Consider the following 15,109-nt stretch of genomic DNA (forward strand, 5'->3'; position numbering starts at 1 on the left):
TGAGATTTTTCGGCGCCAGTGATGACTTGTTCGAAGTAACTGGCGCTATCACAGAAGAGATTGGCTGCTTTAGCAAGCCAGGCGTGTATCACCTGGAATCTGCCGAAGGTGAGTTACTCGTCATTGCCCTGTACGGCGTGGGAAACATTGCCTGCTGGACGATCGGGGTATGCCAAGTTAATGAAGGCGTACCGATTCCAGAGTGGCCGGTAATGTACTCCATGCATGACAGTGGCTATAGCCCACTGCTAACGCTGGAAGTGCCAGATGATACACGGCTGGTAATGGATGGAGATGACGAGGACGACGACCGATGAACGTAAAAGAGGTTGAGGATACTTTCACCTGCGATTGTGGATTCTCGTGGCAACGTGGACGCAGTGGCAAGCATGAATGTGCTGATGGCCTGCGGGCTAAGGTGGCCAAACTAACGGCAGCGATGAATGAAACCGGCGTCCGTGCGAAGGCCTGCATGAATGCCTTTGAAGGTATCGACACAGACCGCATAGCAGGTAAAACCCTGGGTGAGTTCCTGGCCGGAGAGGTTCGACTCAATAAGGCTGAGCCTAAACCAGATGGATCCTTTGGTTTCACGTTTTCAGGCTTTGCTATTCAGATGATGGCGGAGGCTTTCGCGGAGCAATTCAAAGCCGCTGGCGCGGTCAACTACCTCGAACTGCTATTCCAGCATGACGAGCTAGGCCCGCTGACTGTCACCATGCAACGCGTTGAAGGTCTAACCCCAGTGCAGAAGTTGGCGGCCGCAGAGGAACGTGCAGAGGCAGCAGAGCAGCGACTACAGCAGCCTATCAAGTTGCCGAAACTGAGTGGTGACGGTGAAAACGATACGGATTACACCGAGGGCTTGAACGATGGTATTTCACAAAGCGCCATTTATCTGCGTCGGCAAGGCTTCAAGGTCGAGGGGGAGTGATGGGAAAGGTAACTTTTGTTGTCGATTATATCGATGGGCTGGAGCCGCAAGTCAGCGCGGATACAGCAGTCTTAGGCGGGAAGTTGGTATCCGTGGCCTGGCGCGATACGGCCGCCGGGAAAGCAATTCCCGTAACTGAAAGCCTGCCCCCAGAAAACGAATCCGCCCTACTGTTTGACGCTAACGGCGAGGGTTGGATCATCGGCTGGCGCAGTATGTGGCGCACACTGGGCGGGAAGAAAACTGGCGAGTGGCAATGGACATTCCAGATCGAAGGTCTGAGCCATGAAGATGTGAACATTACCCATTATGCACTTATTCCTGAAGATCCGGAGGTGGTTGCGTGACTACATTACCTGAGAAATTAACCAACGCAGAGCTGCGCCAGATTATCGACAGCCACGAAAAAGGCCATTGCATGGTTATCCGCACAAATGCCGATTATCGCATGGCTAAAGAGCTGCTGGCTGTGCGGGAGGCGGCACCCTACGGCTATTTGCGTGAACATAACGGGCAAGTGCAAATCTCAATCGGCCCCATTCGTCCGGCAGACAGAGCAAGCGGTTATGCTACGCCTTGGGGGGCTGTTTATGCCGCCCCGCCTGCGCTACCAGGCGAACTGCTAGATGCAATGGCTGAGGTCATTCGCATTTCCGATCGTGACCATGAAGCTTGGGTCCGAGCAAAGGCCGCTATTTCTGCCTGCCGAGCTGCAATGCTCCAGTTGTCCGGTAATTCCGAACATGTAAACCAGGCTTACACGTTGAACTCTCCGGCAATTCCGGATGGTTGCGACACCATGCCTAATGGCCAGTCAGTGCTTACGGATGACTATTTTAGCACCCTTGTGAATGCAGCGCGCATCGCGGCCGATAAGGCCATGCAGAAACACCCACAACCCAACTACGTTCTATTGAAGGTTGCCGAGGAGGCGGGTGAAGTCGTACAGGCTGGTGTTCATTACGCTGAGGGGCGAATGACCTGGCAGGATCTTGAAGGGGAGATAGTCCAACTGCTTGCAATGTTAATCCGATTGGTTTCCGAAGGTGATCAGGTCAATGGTATCAATCCACCAGCCTCATGCTCTACTGCAGCGCTGGCGGCTGTACCGGATGAGATCGACATATTTGTAGACCAGGTGTGTGGCAATTTACCAACTGGCCACCAGCAGTAATCTTAACGGCCCGTTGCAGCGGGCCTAATTTGTGTGGAGAAAAAACCATGGCAAAACTGATGAAGGCCAGCGCTTGGGGTAAAAGAGAGTTTGAGGTGGGTTCAATACCAGATAATCGAACTATCAAGCGCTGGATCGAAATAGGCAAGCTGCAGGGCAAGGTTGTTGAAGGTGCGATATTTGTCGCATCCACTGAGAAATGGGGGGTTCAATCTACTATTTCCCATGCTGTTACTCAATTAATCAGGGAGTCTTAAAATGGCTGGCCGCCCGCGCCATCGGGAAAATAGGCACCTGCCCGATTGTCTTTATTATGACAAGGACGCGGGCGTCTACCGATTTACATTAATAAACGGCGTAAGGAAATCACTTGTTGATGCGTCTACTCGTAAACCATTGGATCGCGCAACAGCAATTGCTATCGCCAGAGAATATAATAATAGGATGCGGCCAGAGGTGGCAGTATCAGTAGACTATCTGATCCGTGAATCCGGCGGGGTACAGGGAGAGGCATTACCGTTTGCTGAGCACGTAGATCATATTATGGAAAGAGCTATAAATGATGAAAAGCCATCAGATAGCACTCGAGAAGATTGGAATAATGACTCGATCCGCGTGAAAGCTTTCTTCAGCAATATCCCGGCCTGCGATATAGAGCTGGAGCACGTTAACGCCTATATAAAAGAATATCACGCTGACGCATCAGCAAACGTACAAAACCGCAAAGTCAGTTTCTTGAAGAAATTGTTCAGCTATGCGGTCGATGAATCACTGATGCTCGATAACCCGGCCACCCGCAAGAAGATGCGCCGTATCGAGGAGAAAAGGCGCCAGCGCTTGTCCTTTGAAAACTTCATGGCCATCCGCGCAGCTGCGGCTCCATGGCTACGAACGGCTATGGACCTGGCTCTGCAGACAACCCACGCCAGGCTCGAGGTATCCAGGATCCGCTACACCATCCGGGAGCCCAAGAATGGTATTTGCGGTTGCCTATGGCTGGAGCAGCCCGAAGATGGCATTTATGGCACGTTGTACATCCACCGGCAGAAGGTACAGAAGAAAGAGGCCTCGCACGTTGCTATCCCGATCGGTGCCGAGCTGAAGCGGATTATTGACGAAAGTCGCGACAGCGTGGCCAGTCCTTACATAGTGCACAGGATCCCAGATCGAAGGGTTAAGCCCAGCAAAGAAGTGGCGCACCCGACGCAGGTTGCCCCGGACTATCTCAGCCGGTCATTTTCTGCTGTACGGGACAAACTCGGCCTATCCGATCACCTGGAAATGGACGAGCGGCCAACGTTCCATGAAATCCGCGCACTGGCCGCGCACCTGTTCGATAACCAGGGGATCGACCCACAGGCGCGCATGGCTCACAGCGATGCTAAATCTACCAAGATTTACACCCAGAACCATATCGATTGGGTGGTGGTACCACACGGGGAAATCAAAACAGGGTGATGGTAATATTCGCCCTAACTCATTGATGCATAAATGCCGACTTATGCAAAAAATGCACTGTTTGTATGATCAGCCTGAAGGCTTGAATGCCAGGGCTGGCGCGGCTTGCGGAGGATTTTAAACGGTGTCATGGGGTGTCGGGGGTCGGAGGTTCGAATCCTCTCATGCCGACCAATATTCGATAGAGAAACCAACCAGTTACGGTTGGTTTTTTTATGCCTGGAATTTGGCAATGGTAAGATGATGGTAATAATTGCCGGCGGAATGAGTGATTCAGCTCAATACGTCTATACAGTACTGATCCTCTTTTGAACAAGCCTGCTCAACGTTATCCTGACCAGGAAGGCGCTGCCCCTTCCTATGTTCCAACCCTATTGCGAACATTACGGAGCCGGTACGGGGCAGCATTGATTATGTTGTGGCGGCTTTGGGGATTTCAACTGCTGCCATGGCCCTTGCTGTTTGAAGTGGCTAATGAGCGCTTTATAAACTCAATCTTCGCCGTTTGCCGCCTAAGCTCCAAGATGCGTAATACGTTGAAAACATCTGCATTGTCGATACCTTCCTCTAAAAGCATATTGAAATCATAGAGAAACAGTGTAACTTCCTCTTTGCTAATCTCTGGCCGCATTCCGTTATCTCCTTTATGTTACGTAAATGGCTACAATACATTAACAATCGATGTGTGATCGGGATTTCTCCCGGCGCTGCTATCACTCCTAGGTTTCTTCGATCGGCGCAGGTTAGATCGGGTGTGCGCCGTATGACCGCATAAAGGGCAGTTCATCATTTTTCGTTTTCCTTATAACCGAAAACCCGCACTGGGCGGGCTTGTCTGAAGTATTTATGCCGCTCTAACCAACTGAGCTAAATGGCCGATGGTTTTATCACTCAGTCGCCCAGGGCCTGAATTCCAATACAGCATTTTTAAAAACACTATAAACAACTTGTGATGGAGGTTTGGGGAAGGTGGTATTTGCTGTTGCCTTTATAGCTGCACGACAAAGTGCAGGATCACCATCTACAGCCCGGACATCCAGAAGCATACCATCCGGAGCTAACATGATTCTTAAATTGCATTGTTTACCAGCGTATGAATTGGCATCGTAAAAATTGCGTTGAATAGCGTATCGAACCTGCTCTGCATATTTTTCAACCCCCAACCCAGATGCATTAGGAGTGCCGCCGTTGAGGGGAGTAAAAAGATCATCAACACTGTTTCCGGATGGCCTGGTTTTAGCCACAGAATCTGTTTTCACACACCCCGACAATAACGATGTGGCAATTACTAGCAGCAATGTCGGCAAGCCAATTTGAAATCCTATCCAAACCCTCTTCACGCTTTGTTCCTTATGGAATATCCACAGCAAAGAATAATAAACTAGCAAAAGAATTCAGAAGATTAGAGCGGTTTCTTACGCTCACGCAATAAATGTTAATAAAAATGACAAAACCCCGCCGAAGCGAGGTTTTTTGATTAAATAAGCTACTGACTAGCAACAGGCCATACCAATGGGTCATCTCAGGTCGTTCGCCAGATTGTGTCTCTCAATGGATAGCGTGACTGTTCACAAACACACCACTAATCAGAGACCACCACCGATTAATAAGCCAACGAATTTCAGCTCTGCGGGCAGGCAACCAGATAGAGATCGTGGACTGGCATACTCGCATCAAAACCCCGCACTCTCTCTGGATCATCAATAGCCGGGTCAGCAAGCTGCTTGGCAACGTCGTCTACACTGACATCTTCAACATAAAAAGTCGCATCAGTCATTTTATTGCAGTTAAAGTAGGTCCCCATTAATACCATTTTCCCAGGGGTCGTATAGCTCTCCTGTTTATTGACCAATGCCACAACACCATCCGCTCGTTTAGCGACGAGAGTATAGCTTTCCTCTGAGCGATCAAAAACATAGGCATCATTTTCTGGATAAGTCGACCATATAGTAGACTTCTCAGCAAACAACTCTGCCAAATTAATCGCTGGCTTTAGTGCATTTTTGTTATCAGCATCTTGGGCAACTGCCGAAGTCACCACACCGATGGTGCCAACCGACATCATACCTAAAAAGAGTAATGTTTTTTTCATGCAATTAATTCCCTTTGGAAAAGTTTAACTATAACAGCTTAAATAATAGCCTTATGACATGTAAAAAAAGTATTGCACAACCGAGCATCTTTGCACTCAATTATGATGGATGCATTCAAACGGATGCACAAAGATCAATATGCATAATAAAAACCAACGATTCATACCTTGACAAATAGTGAGTAATGGCAACAGCAAAATCCAGGTTAAGAATGTCACCCAATCTGACAGAGCTGACACCATCGACCCTTCCACAAGAAGTGTGGGGGCCATAACTCATTATCGATGGCACTCAGTTCGGAGATACCCCACCGTCGCAAACAGGCAAAGCGAATAGCCAAATAGCTCACAGCCCTCTTCCACCATATTCTTCACCACGCGGTGATACCCATCGAGCATCAGCTCATGCCATAGCAGTTGCATACCAAACAGACGAGAAAATACTAATATGCATAGCAGCCCGGAAAACATCACGCCGTAACTTGGGTGACTGAAGAAATGGGCTAGTCCACGTAGCGTAGCGGGCAGCTCTTTGAGTGCATAAAGCACACAGATCAGCGTTACGGCTAAGGCAAACCATACCCAGGCACCATGCCGCAGCATATCGAACACAAAGTCCATCTCGCGGATCAGCATACATAGGAAGAAGCCACCGATTAATACCCTGGCATGCCGATGCTCCGCCTGACGATAAGCGGAGATAAAGAAGCTGAGGGCTATCGCCACCAGCATGATCTCTTGGGTTACCTCGGTGAGCGACGTCTCGGAGACAAAGTTATGCAGCCAATGAACATCAATGAAGATCAGCCCCATCAAGAATGCTAGACAGATGCCTGATAGAAGGAAGACACACAGTTTTCTAATAATTATGGATAAATCTTGTTGCATATTAAGAATGATTATCAATTTCAAGGTGGCTCTATACTATTAACCTCGGCCAAGGATACCGTGGCAATTAGTGCGTAATGGCAATGTTGGCAACTCTATAGAGCACACATCCCCCAAAATAGACCACGATAAAATTTTCCCCTCCCCCTCTTGCACTCACCCCATCCCTTCGGTCAGAATAACTGTATACATAAACAGTAAATTTAGGGTTGGGCTATGTTCGTTGAATTGGTGTTTGATAAGCGTAATGTCGCAGGGATCCCCGGTGCCGATGAAATCATCAAGGCCGAGCTGACAAAACGGGTACATCGTATCTTCCCGGATGCAGAAGTGAAGGTAAAACCCATGCAGGCCAACGGCCTTAACTCAGACGCCAGCAAAAGTGACCGCGAGAAGTTAAACCGTATGTTGGAAGAGATGTTCGAAGAGTCTGACCAATGGCTGGCCACCGATATTTAAAGGGCTGAAGGGCGCGGTCATTGACTGCGCCGCACATGGACGCCAAAGACAAAAAACCCCAGCATTTCTGCTGGGGTTTCTTATATGGTGCCGGCTACCGGAATCGAACTGGTGACCTACTGATTACAAGTCAGTTGCTCTACCTACTGAGCTAAGCCGGCGAAATCTGTCGGAAGGGGTACTGTTTCCGTGGAGCGCAATATAATACAGCCAGACTGGAACAATCAAGCGTAATCAACAGATTATTTATCTTGTCGATGAAAAAACGGCTTATATGCCGAATTTCTCACCAATGGCCCGTTCTTCGCGACTTAATGTCTGATTAATATAGTCCACAAACAACGCCAAAGCCGTACTCCGCTGCCTCCCCAGTGGTAATTGCAGCTGCAAGGTCCGCGGGCTTTGCTGCTCGATTGCAAAAGATTTCAGGATCAATCCTTGCGGCTGCAACAAAGGCATCGCGGTAAACTGGCTACAGATGGTCACCGCCAGCGGGGAGCCCTGTAAAAAATAGTACAGAGTGGAGAAGTTATCACAGGTTAGCACTGGTTCAATGAAGGTGCCATTCATCTGGCAAGCAATATCAAACAGCTGACGTACCGTGGAGCCCGGCTCAGGCAGGCACACCGGATACTGGCAGAGATCTGCCAGAACCACCTGCCTGTCGGCTAATGGGTGCTCCTTTCTCATCAACAACAAGACCGGGGCAGGCCACGAAGCCGCTACCTCAACGCCCCGCTCTGGGTGCAAACTAAACTGCAGCACCATGTCACACTCGCCATTGCGTACCAACCGCGCCAACGTTTTAGTGTCTGCCACCGTCAGCACGAAGCTGACAGCCGGGTATTCTGCACGAAAACGCGCCATCAGTTGTGGCATCAGCATAAAGGCCACTCCGTTACTACAGGCCACGCGTAGCACAGTACGCCGTTCGGCTTTCAACCCTTTGATTTCTGCCACCGCCTGCTCAATATTCAGCAGGCTTTTACGAATATGGTTTTCAAAAATCTGCCCGGCCTCGGTCAGCACCATCCCCCGCGCGTGGCGTTCGAACAATGGCGTCCCAACCTGCGCTTCCAGGCGCTGGATCTGCCTGCTGATTGCCGATACCGCCACAAACAGCTGTTCACTGGCCGCACTGAGCGAACCACAGTTGGCAACCACCAGAAAAAAGCGAACCTCGCTACTCAACATGCCGTGCCTCTCCTTGGTGCAAAGCTTGCCAACGAGCAAACGACCGTTGCCTTTAAAGCAAAGCTTGTTTGTTAAATGGATAATTGTGGCAAACCCCGATTTTAGCTTAGATAACAAACACAACAAGTAAAAAAACACAACGCAAACACAACAGGGAAAATAATCATGACGGGTGAACAGGCCGTCGCTTTGGCGACAGCGTATTTTGACAGTGGCGAATTACGCCGCATATTGGCGCGGCGCATCGCGCTGGCCACCGAAAGCCAGCGGCATGACGACGATGCCGGCATTTTGCTCTACCTAGAACAGGAAATCATGCCACCGTTACGGGCGCTGGGTTTCGAGTTACAACTGTTCGATAACCCGGAAGCGGCCAACCGCCCGTTTCTGATCGCCGTACGCATTGAAGACTCTTCATTACCTACCCTGCTGAGCTATGGCCACGGCGATGTGGTTTTCGGCGACGACGAGAACTGGCGCACAGGCCTTTCGCCTTGGGAATTGAGTGAAGAAGGCGATCGTTGGTACGGCCGTGGCAGCGCGGATAACAAAGGGCAGCACAGTATTAACCTGGCGGCGCTGGAGCAGGTTTTCCAAGCACGCGGGGGTAAACTAGGGTTCAACTGCAAGCTGATTTTCGAAATGGGCGAAGAGATCGGTTCCCCTGGGCTAGCGGCTATTTGCCAACAGCAACGCGAATTGCTGCAAGCCGATCTGTTTATCGCCTCCGATGGCCCACGGTTGAATGCCACACAGCCAACATTGTTCCTAGGCTCACGCGGCTGTATCAATTTCCGCCTCAGCATCCACGCCAGGGATAACGCCTATCACTCTGGCAACTGGGGGGGATTACTCAGCAATCCCGGAACCCAACTGGCTAATGCCATCGCCTCTCTGGTTAATCAACACGGCCAGTTACAGGTTGCAGCGCTGAAACCCGCCCCTCTGGATGACAACCTGCGCACCATTTTGCGCGATCTCAGCGTTGGCGGCCAAGCTGGCGATCCAGCGATCGATGAGAACTGGGGTGAAGCTGGCCTGACCCCAAGCGAGCGCCTGTATGGTTGGAACACGCTTGAAGTACTGGCCTATCAAACGGGCAACCCAGCCCGGCCAATGAACGCCATCCCCGGCAGCGCTTCAGCGGTATGCCAACTGCGCTTCGTGGTCGGTACCGACTGGCAAAATCTGATCAACCATGTCCAGCAACATCTACAGTTACACGGCTTTGGCAATGTAGAAGTGGAATGGCTGCATGGTTCACCGGCCACCCGGCTCAATCCACAAGATCCACTCGTTCCTTGGGCACTTGAGATCCTGCAACAAACCAGCGGCAAAAAACCCGCATTGCTGCCCAATCTGGGCGGCTCACTGCCTAATGACGTATTTGCCGATACGTTGGGACTGCCCACGCTGTGGATCCCCCACTCCTATCCGGCCTGTGGTCAACACGGGGTCAATGAGCATATGTTGAAATCCATTGCTCGTGAAGGATTGCAGATCATGACTCGTCTATTCTGGGAGTTGGGCGAAAATGGCAGCACGATCCTGGCACAACGCCAGGTAGGAGAGTCCTCATGAGCGCGATAGCCCAACAGGATAGCGTAGCGAAGCCCAATTTGTATAAAACGCTGTTTGCCACCTGCATTGGCAACGCGTTGGAATGGTTCGATATCGCGGTTTATGGCTTTTTCGCCAGCTATATCGCCCATGCCTTTTTCCCTACGGAGGATCCCGCCGTTTCGCTGTTGCTGACTTTCGGCAGCTTTGGTGTCTCATTCTTAATCCGCCCACTGGGTGCTGTGGTGCTCGGAGCCTACGCCGATCGGGTTGGCCGCAAGAAGGCACTTTTGATGTCCATCAGCCTGATGCTGCTTGGCGGTGCAATCATCACCTTTATGCCGTCTTACGCCACCATTGGGCTGGCGGCTCCGCTGATGATCCTGATTGCCCGATTGATTCAGGGTTTTTCCGCCGGTGGGGAGTTTGGCAGTTCAACCGCCTTTCTGGTCGAACACTTCCCGGAGCGCAAGGCGTTTATCGCCAGCTGGCAGTTTGCCACGCAAGGCGCCAGCACGCTGATGGCCTCCGCCTTCGGGTTAGGCATGACCCACTGGCTGACAGAAAGCCAAATCCAGGACTGGGGCTGGCGTATTCCCTTTGCTTTTGGGCTGCTGATCGGCCCGGTGGGGCTGTATATCCGCCGCCATGTACATGAGCCAGACAGCTTCGTACAGCAGCAGAAACCCGAAGCACCGTTAAAGATGCTGGTCGGTAATCAAAAAAATCTGCTGTTACTGGCCATCGGACTGATGGTGATTTCCACCGCCATCAACTACATGCTGAATTATGTACCCACCTATGCCACCAAAAACCTGAATCTGTCCGGTTCTGCCGCCTTTAGTGCAACCCTATTAGCCGGTGTGATTTTAACGGTCGTTACCCCGATAATGGGATTATGGGCGGAAAAAGTCGGCCGCCTGCCGTTGATGTGGGGTTCGCTGATCCTGCTGCTGCTGACTATTTATCCGGCATTCCTGCTGGTGGTGAACCACACTTCGCCGATGATGCTGATGTTGATGGTTGGCTGGCTGGCCTTGCTGAAGTCCATCTACTTCTCGACGGTGCCTTCGGTGATGGCCGATTTGTTCCCGATGGCGACACGGGCCAGCGGTATGGCGATCAGTTACAACGTGGCGGTGACGGTATTTGGTGGGTTTGCACCGCTGATCTGCACCCTGCTGATCACCGCGACCGGGACCAGCCTGGCACCAAGCTATTATCTGATGATGATGGCACTGCTGAGCGGCTGGGCACTGTTAGGGAGCAGAAAGCATTTGCGTTCGGCTCCGCTTTAAACTCTCTATGAGGCCATCAAATGATGGCCTCTTCATTTAGCGCAAGCAATGAAGGAGTGGTCTGGCTGCCTACCAGCACTGCTGGTGTACCATTATCGGATAAAGGGAGACTCGCCTCAAAAAATAAGCATATTCCTATGCTACCCTGGTTTTTTCCTAACAAAAAAACACGCCAAACGAACCACTACCTATAGGCATTAATGCTGAAAATTTTGGTTTAATCCTCTAGGAAAAGCAGGCTTAAAGTTAGACTTTTCCTAAGCAATTTCCCCCCAATCCATCTTGTGCAATTTAATTGATATCAGTATTATGCGTTGATAAATTTCACGGCTAAAAACAGTGGGCGTTAATTATAAAATTAAACCGCTCAGTTTCCCCTAGGTTGTAACCCGCTAACAAAAGGAAATTGTTTTATGAAAAACATCGTTAAATGGTGTGCTGCTCTTGCCGTCATCGCCACTCTGACCGGTTGTGTGCGTACTGCCCCAATACAACAAATCAACAGCACGGTCAGCACTGGCCATACCGAAGCGCAAGTCAGAACTGCAATCCTGAAAGCAGGTGTGCAACGTGAATGGGTTATGACACAGGCTGGTCCTGGCGTCATTAATGGCCGCCTCCAGGCTCGCGATCATGTTGCTGAAATCCGCATCACCTATTCCGCAACGAATTATTCCATCGACTACGCCAGTAGCCTCAACCTGCTAGCCTCGGGTGGGAAAATTCATAAAAGCTACAACCGCTGGATACACAACCTAGATAAAGATATCCAGTTAAATTTGTCGGCTGGTGCCGCGCTGTAATTTCCAATATTGATTAGATTAGCGCCGGATACAAGCTGGCGTCACTATTTTGTATCCGGTTAAAGAGGCTGTACAACAAATGTATCAACAGGACACTCTCAGTGCACTTGATGCTATCACTGAGGCGCAACGGATTGCCTTTGCTCCAATGCTGTTTCAAACCGCCCTTTGTCTGCGCAATACGGGTGTATTAGCTTATCTGGATGAACAAGGAAAACACGGCGCCCTCCTTGAGGACATCGCTGCCAATAGCAGCGTTAATGAATATGCCGTTAGTGTGCTGTTGGATATGGGGTTAAGTGGCCGTATTGTGACTCATCAAAACGGCTATTACTTCATTGCCAAAGTGGGGCACTTCCTACTCCACGATGCCATGACCCGTGTGAATATGGATTTCACTCAAGATGTTTGTTATCAGGGGCTGTTTTCTTTAGAACATGCGCTTAAGGAAGAGAAACCCGCTGGTTTAAAAGTGTTTGGTGAATGGCCGACCATCTACCCTGCCTTATCGCAATTGCCCAAGGCTGCACGTGAAAGCTGGTTTGCTTTTGATCACTACTATTCAGATGCCGCATTTAATGCCGCACTACCCCATATATTTAACAATAAACCAACAAGGCTTTATGATGTGGGCGGCAATACTGGAAAATGGGCGCTACGTTGTTGCCAGTACGATGATAACGTCAGCATTACCTTACTGGATCTGCCGCAGCAAATTAGCCTGGCGCGTGAGAATGTCGAAAAAGCCGGGTTATCTCATCGCATAGATTTCCATGCGGTAGATATGCTAAGCGATGCACCATTGCCCAGTAGCGCAGATATCTGGTGGATGAGCCAATTTCTTGACTGTTTTTCACCGGAACAAATTATTACTATTCTGAAAAAAATCAAACAGGTGATGAAGCCTGACGCTCAGCTATGCATTATGGAGTTGTTCTGGGATGCACAAAAATTTGAAGCGGCTTCGTTCAGCCTCAACGCCTCCTCACTCTATTTTACCTGCATGGCTAACGGCAACAGTCGCTTTTACAGCGCCGGTAAATTTTACAGTTTCCTCGAAACGGCAGGTTTCCGAGTAGAAAAACGTCTCGATAACCTCGGTATTGGTCATACCTTGTTAGTATGCCGAAAGCAATAATGATAGGGCAGCGCTCATGCTACCTTGGAGATGACACAGTCCAAACCGAGTAACCGCGGAAGCACGTTGATGAATTTTGCATTGAACATCGTTGATTGGCAGGCCATGGCCCCCGGACTAAGCGACGCATCGCAGTGGCGTCAATGGTCGCAGGAGCCTCGTGGGATCATACCCTCAGCGCCACAATCGAAGCTGACCGAACTTCCCATGATGACAGCACGCCGCCTGAGTTCAGGCAGTAGGCTGGCCGTGGAATGCGGTTTGGCCATGCTACGTCGTCAACCGGTGGATGCGGTCCTTTATACCAGTCGTCACGGTGAGTTGGAGCGTAATTACCGAATTTTGCAGGCCATAGCCACCCAGCAAGCGGTTTCCCCAACTGATTTCACCATGTCGGTACATAACTCAGCCGTGGGTCACTTGACCATCACGGCGCAAAATCCTCTGGTATCATCTTCACTTTCTGCTGGCCTAGACACCTTTCAGCAAGCGTTATGTGAGGTAGTGTGTTTACTCCAAGCGGGTTACCAGAGAATATTAATGGTCGATTTTGATGGCTTGCTGCCCGAGTTTTACCACACCTACCTGCCAGAGCAGATGCCGACCTGGGCCTATGCGGTGGCGCTGGTGTTTGAACGAGGGAATACGTTACGGTGCGAGAGCAAGCCGGAAGGCACAGGGGAAGAGCCCCTACTACCGCAAAGCTTACAGTTTTTACAACACTACCTGGCCGAAGAACCAACGTTCGCCATTGCGGGTGAAAGACTGAAGTGGTATTGGAGCCGTAGATGAGCGGCCTATTCGCACGTTTAAACTGGGCTTGGCGTCTGATGATGACCGGCTTTTGCTTTGTGCTGTTTGGCGTCGGCGGCCTGCTGCTATCGCTTGTCTGGTTTAATCTGCTGCTGGTACTCCAGCGCGATATTGCCAAGCGCCGCCGGGTAGCCCGGCGCAGCATTGCCGCCAGTTTCCGGCTGTTCTTATCGATAGCAAAAACGTTGGGTGTGTTGGATTATCGCATCAAGGGGATTGATATATTACGCCAGGAGCGCGGTTGTTTGGTGGTCGCTAACCATCCGACACTGATTGATTACGTGCTTTTGGCATCCGTGATGCCCGAGACAGACTGCCTGGTAAAAAGCGCTCTGCTACATAACCCCTTTGTGAGCGGAGTGATCCGGGCTGCGGATTATCTGGTCAATAGCCAGGCGGACACGCTGCTTCCAGCCTGTCAGCAACGCCTGGCACAGGGCGACACCATACTTATTTTTCCAGAGGGAACACGCACACGCCCTGGTGAAAATATGACACTGCAGCGCGGTGCCGCCAATATTGCCGTACGATGCCGCCGTGACGTGCGCATAGCAGTGATCCATTGTAGCGAGCATCTGCTTGATAAACAGAGCAGATGGTATGACGTTCCGCCCAGGAAACCCCTGTTCCAGGTAGAAGTGCGTGAACGGGTACAGATAGAACATTTTTTTGATGCAGAATCGCAACAGCCAGCATTAGCCGCAAGGCAGCTAAACCGGCATCTTTTGCATCAGTTATCACCAGGCCTTATACCTTTGTCAGGAATTAATGATGCAAGCGCTCCACCTTGAAATTAAAAATCTCATAATAAATACACTGAATTTGGATGAACTGTCTGCGGACGATATCGACACCAATGCGGCGCTGTTTGGTGAAGGGCTGGGGCTGGACTCCATCGATGCTTTAGAGTTAGGGCTGATGGTTAAAAACCAGTATGGTGTCGCGCTTTCCGCCGAAAATGAAGAGATGCGTCAACATTTCTATTCAGTGGCAACACTGGCATCCTTTATCCAAGCTCAACGTGCCTGAGAAGAGCCCGCTATGACAGAACAACAAACCATTTATCAGGAAGTGTCCGCGCTGCTGACCAAACTGTTCGATATCGATCCACAGGACATCAAACCTGAGGCCCGCTTGTATGAAGAGCTTGAGTTAGACAGTATCGATGCCGTCGACATGATCGTACACCTGCAGAAGAAGACCGGGAAGAAAATCAAGCCGGAAACCTTTAAGCAGGTGCGTACCGTGCAAGATGTCGTCGATGCGGTAGAACAGCTATTGCAAGAAGCATAACCGTT

General features: G+C 50.5%; 20 protein-coding genes and 1 tRNA gene. 15 read left to right on the top strand and 6 right to left on the bottom strand.

Annotation, left to right across the window (positions count from 1 at the left end; translation table 11 throughout):
- Positions 1-26 precede the first annotated feature (26 nt).
- Genes ACMV5I_RS10905 through ACMV5I_RS10930 form a run of 6 tightly spaced genes read left to right on the top strand, consistent with a single transcriptional unit; the run spans position 27 to position 3,566 of the window.
- A complete protein-coding gene (locus tag ACMV5I_RS10905; RefSeq protein ID WP_414824342.1) occupies positions 27-317 on the top strand; it encodes a hypothetical protein in 291 nt (96 codons plus the stop codon).
- On the top strand, positions 314-934 hold the full coding sequence (locus tag ACMV5I_RS10910) for a hypothetical protein (protein ID WP_414824343.1): 621 nt from the start codon (positions 314-316) through the stop codon (positions 932-934). The genes ACMV5I_RS10905 and ACMV5I_RS10910 overlap by 4 nt, the downstream gene beginning before the upstream one ends.
- Positions 934-1,281 (top strand): hypothetical protein, encoded by a 348-nt coding sequence (locus tag ACMV5I_RS10915; protein WP_414824344.1) that lies wholly within the window; start codon positions 934-936, stop codon positions 1,279-1,281. Before ACMV5I_RS10910 ends, ACMV5I_RS10915 begins: the two co-directional genes overlap by 1 nt.
- The gene (locus ACMV5I_RS10920) at positions 1,278-2,108 is read left to right on the top strand and encodes a hypothetical protein (protein ID WP_414824345.1); all 831 of its coding nucleotides are present in this window, start codon (positions 1,278-1,280) and stop codon (positions 2,106-2,108) included. The genes ACMV5I_RS10915 and ACMV5I_RS10920 overlap by 4 nt, the downstream gene beginning before the upstream one ends.
- Positions 2,109-2,155: 47 nt before the next feature.
- Positions 2,156-2,365, top strand: coding sequence for a hypothetical protein (locus ACMV5I_RS10925; RefSeq protein WP_414824346.1), 210 nt, complete (start codon positions 2,156-2,158; stop codon positions 2,363-2,365).
- 1 nt (position 2,366) lies between these two features.
- Positions 2,367-3,566, top strand: a complete 1,200-nt coding sequence (locus ACMV5I_RS10930; protein ID WP_414824347.1) for a tyrosine-type recombinase/integrase — start codon at positions 2,367-2,369, stop codon at positions 3,564-3,566.
- A gap of 436 nt (positions 3,567-4,002) precedes the next feature.
- Here the strand turns inward: ACMV5I_RS10930 and ACMV5I_RS10935 are convergent, their stop codons facing one another.
- The 4 genes from ACMV5I_RS10935 to ACMV5I_RS10950 all read right to left on the bottom strand — a co-directional run bounded on the left by ACMV5I_RS10935 (position 4,003) and on the right by ACMV5I_RS10950 (position 6,546).
- Positions 4,003-4,197 (bottom strand): hypothetical protein, encoded by a 195-nt coding sequence (locus tag ACMV5I_RS10935; protein ID WP_414824348.1) that lies wholly within the window; start codon positions 4,195-4,197, stop codon positions 4,003-4,005.
- Positions 4,198-4,453: 256 nt separating this feature from the next.
- Entirely contained in the window at positions 4,454-4,906 is a 453-nt protein-coding gene (gene tolA, locus ACMV5I_RS10940; RefSeq protein WP_414824349.1) for a cell envelope integrity protein TolA, read from the bottom strand.
- 281 nt (positions 4,907-5,187) lie between these two features.
- Positions 5,188-5,658 (bottom strand): hypothetical protein, encoded by a 471-nt coding sequence (locus tag ACMV5I_RS10945; protein ID WP_414824350.1) that lies wholly within the window; start codon positions 5,656-5,658, stop codon positions 5,188-5,190.
- Between the two features lie 279 nt (positions 5,659-5,937).
- Positions 5,938-6,546 carry a hypothetical protein gene (locus tag ACMV5I_RS10950; protein ID WP_202809871.1) on the bottom strand — a complete coding sequence of 203 codons (609 nt, stop codon included), beginning with the start codon at positions 6,544-6,546 and terminating at the stop codon, positions 5,938-5,940.
- 216 nt (positions 6,547-6,762) lie between these two features.
- Here ACMV5I_RS10950 and ACMV5I_RS10955 point away from each other — a divergent pair, with 216 nt between their 5' ends.
- Complete coding sequence (locus tag ACMV5I_RS10955; RefSeq protein ID WP_021178442.1) at positions 6,763-7,005, top strand: DinI family protein; 243 nt, start codon at positions 6,763-6,765, stop codon at positions 7,003-7,005.
- A gap of 85 nt (positions 7,006-7,090) precedes the next feature.
- Here the strand turns inward: ACMV5I_RS10955 and ACMV5I_RS10960 are convergent.
- Both ACMV5I_RS10960 and ACMV5I_RS10965 read right to left on the bottom strand, forming a co-directional pair.
- Positions 7,091-7,166: transfer RNA gene (locus ACMV5I_RS10960), tRNA-Thr, on the bottom strand.
- Between the two features lie 109 nt (positions 7,167-7,275).
- The gene (locus ACMV5I_RS10965; protein WP_414824351.1) at positions 7,276-8,199 is read right to left on the bottom strand and encodes a LysR family transcriptional regulator; all 924 of its coding nucleotides are present in this window, start codon (positions 8,197-8,199) and stop codon (positions 7,276-7,278) included.
- 165 nt (positions 8,200-8,364) lie between these two features.
- Here ACMV5I_RS10965 and ACMV5I_RS10970 point away from each other — a divergent pair, with 165 nt between their 5' ends.
- The 8 genes from ACMV5I_RS10970 to ACMV5I_RS11005 all read left to right on the top strand — a co-directional run bounded on the left by ACMV5I_RS10970 (position 8,365) and on the right by ACMV5I_RS11005 (position 15,104).
- On the top strand, positions 8,365-9,780 hold the full coding sequence (locus ACMV5I_RS10970) for a M20 family metallopeptidase (RefSeq protein ID WP_414824352.1): 1,416 nt from the start codon (positions 8,365-8,367) through the stop codon (positions 9,778-9,780).
- Complete coding sequence (locus ACMV5I_RS10975; protein ID WP_202673183.1) at positions 9,777-11,057, top strand: MFS transporter; 1,281 nt, start codon at positions 9,777-9,779, stop codon at positions 11,055-11,057. Before ACMV5I_RS10970 ends, ACMV5I_RS10975 begins: the two co-directional genes overlap by 4 nt.
- A 413-nt stretch (positions 11,058-11,470) precedes the next feature.
- The gene (locus ACMV5I_RS10980) at positions 11,471-11,860 is read left to right on the top strand and encodes a hypothetical protein (RefSeq protein WP_065683155.1); all 390 of its coding nucleotides are present in this window, start codon (positions 11,471-11,473) and stop codon (positions 11,858-11,860) included.
- A gap of 79 nt (positions 11,861-11,939) precedes the next feature.
- On the top strand, positions 11,940-12,998 hold the full coding sequence (locus ACMV5I_RS10985; protein ID WP_202672288.1) for a methyltransferase: 1,059 nt from the start codon (positions 11,940-11,942) through the stop codon (positions 12,996-12,998).
- Between the two features lie 69 nt (positions 12,999-13,067).
- Positions 13,068-13,790 carry a beta-ketoacyl synthase chain length factor gene (locus ACMV5I_RS10990; protein ID WP_414824353.1) on the top strand — a complete coding sequence of 241 codons (723 nt, stop codon included), beginning with the start codon at positions 13,068-13,070 and terminating at the stop codon, positions 13,788-13,790.
- The gene (locus ACMV5I_RS10995) at positions 13,787-14,602 is read left to right on the top strand and encodes a lysophospholipid acyltransferase family protein (RefSeq protein ID WP_065683152.1); all 816 of its coding nucleotides are present in this window, start codon (positions 13,787-13,789) and stop codon (positions 14,600-14,602) included. Before ACMV5I_RS10990 ends, ACMV5I_RS10995 begins: the two co-directional genes overlap by 4 nt.
- Positions 14,583-14,840 carry a phosphopantetheine-binding protein gene (locus ACMV5I_RS11000; protein ID WP_059201237.1) on the top strand — a complete coding sequence of 86 codons (258 nt, stop codon included), beginning with the start codon at positions 14,583-14,585 and terminating at the stop codon, positions 14,838-14,840. Before ACMV5I_RS10995 ends, ACMV5I_RS11000 begins: the two co-directional genes overlap by 20 nt.
- A 12-nt stretch (positions 14,841-14,852) precedes the next feature.
- Complete coding sequence (locus tag ACMV5I_RS11005; protein WP_059201238.1) at positions 14,853-15,104, top strand: acyl carrier protein; 252 nt, start codon at positions 14,853-14,855, stop codon at positions 15,102-15,104.
- Positions 15,105-15,109: the final 5 nt, after the last annotated feature.

The organism is Serratia sp. T13T92, from assembly GCF_047530105.1.
Taxonomy (GTDB): domain Bacteria; phylum Pseudomonadota; class Gammaproteobacteria; order Enterobacterales; family Enterobacteriaceae; genus Chania; species Chania fonticola.

Coding starts and splice junctions, on each gene's coding strand:
- ACMV5I_RS10935 (WP_414824348.1), bottom strand. CDS start 4,197: ATGCGGCCAGAGATTAGCAAAGAGGAAGTTACACTGTTTCTCTATGAT.
- ACMV5I_RS10980 (WP_065683155.1), top strand. CDS start 11,471: ATGAAAAACATCGTTAAATGGTGTGCTGCTCTTGCCGTCATCGCCACT.
- ACMV5I_RS10965 (WP_414824351.1), bottom strand. CDS start 8,199: ATGTTGAGTAGCGAGGTTCGCTTTTTTCTGGTGGTTGCCAACTGTGGT.
- ACMV5I_RS10955 (WP_021178442.1), top strand. CDS start 6,763: ATGTTCGTTGAATTGGTGTTTGATAAGCGTAATGTCGCAGGGATCCCC.
- ACMV5I_RS10985 (WP_202672288.1), top strand. CDS start 11,940: ATGTATCAACAGGACACTCTCAGTGCACTTGATGCTATCACTGAGGCG.
- ACMV5I_RS10970 (WP_414824352.1), top strand. CDS start 8,365: ATGACGGGTGAACAGGCCGTCGCTTTGGCGACAGCGTATTTTGACAGT.
- ACMV5I_RS10990 (WP_414824353.1), top strand. CDS start 13,068: ATGAATTTTGCATTGAACATCGTTGATTGGCAGGCCATGGCCCCCGGA.
- ACMV5I_RS10910 (WP_414824343.1), top strand. CDS start 314: ATGAACGTAAAAGAGGTTGAGGATACTTTCACCTGCGATTGTGGATTC.
- ACMV5I_RS10930 (WP_414824347.1), top strand. CDS start 2,367: ATGGCTGGCCGCCCGCGCCATCGGGAAAATAGGCACCTGCCCGATTGT.
- ACMV5I_RS10915 (WP_414824344.1), top strand. CDS start 934: ATGGGAAAGGTAACTTTTGTTGTCGATTATATCGATGGGCTGGAGCCG.
- ACMV5I_RS10925 (WP_414824346.1), top strand. CDS start 2,156: ATGGCAAAACTGATGAAGGCCAGCGCTTGGGGTAAAAGAGAGTTTGAG.
- ACMV5I_RS10995 (WP_065683152.1), top strand. CDS start 13,787: ATGAGCGGCCTATTCGCACGTTTAAACTGGGCTTGGCGTCTGATGATG.
- ACMV5I_RS10950 (WP_202809871.1), bottom strand. CDS start 6,546: ATGCAACAAGATTTATCCATAATTATTAGAAAACTGTGTGTCTTCCTT.
- ACMV5I_RS11005 (WP_059201238.1), top strand. CDS start 14,853: ATGACAGAACAACAAACCATTTATCAGGAAGTGTCCGCGCTGCTGACC.
- ACMV5I_RS11000 (WP_059201237.1), top strand. CDS start 14,583: ATGCAAGCGCTCCACCTTGAAATTAAAAATCTCATAATAAATACACTG.
- ACMV5I_RS10975 (WP_202673183.1), top strand. CDS start 9,777: ATGAGCGCGATAGCCCAACAGGATAGCGTAGCGAAGCCCAATTTGTAT.
- ACMV5I_RS10945 (WP_414824350.1), bottom strand. CDS start 5,658: ATGAAAAAAACATTACTCTTTTTAGGTATGATGTCGGTTGGCACCATC.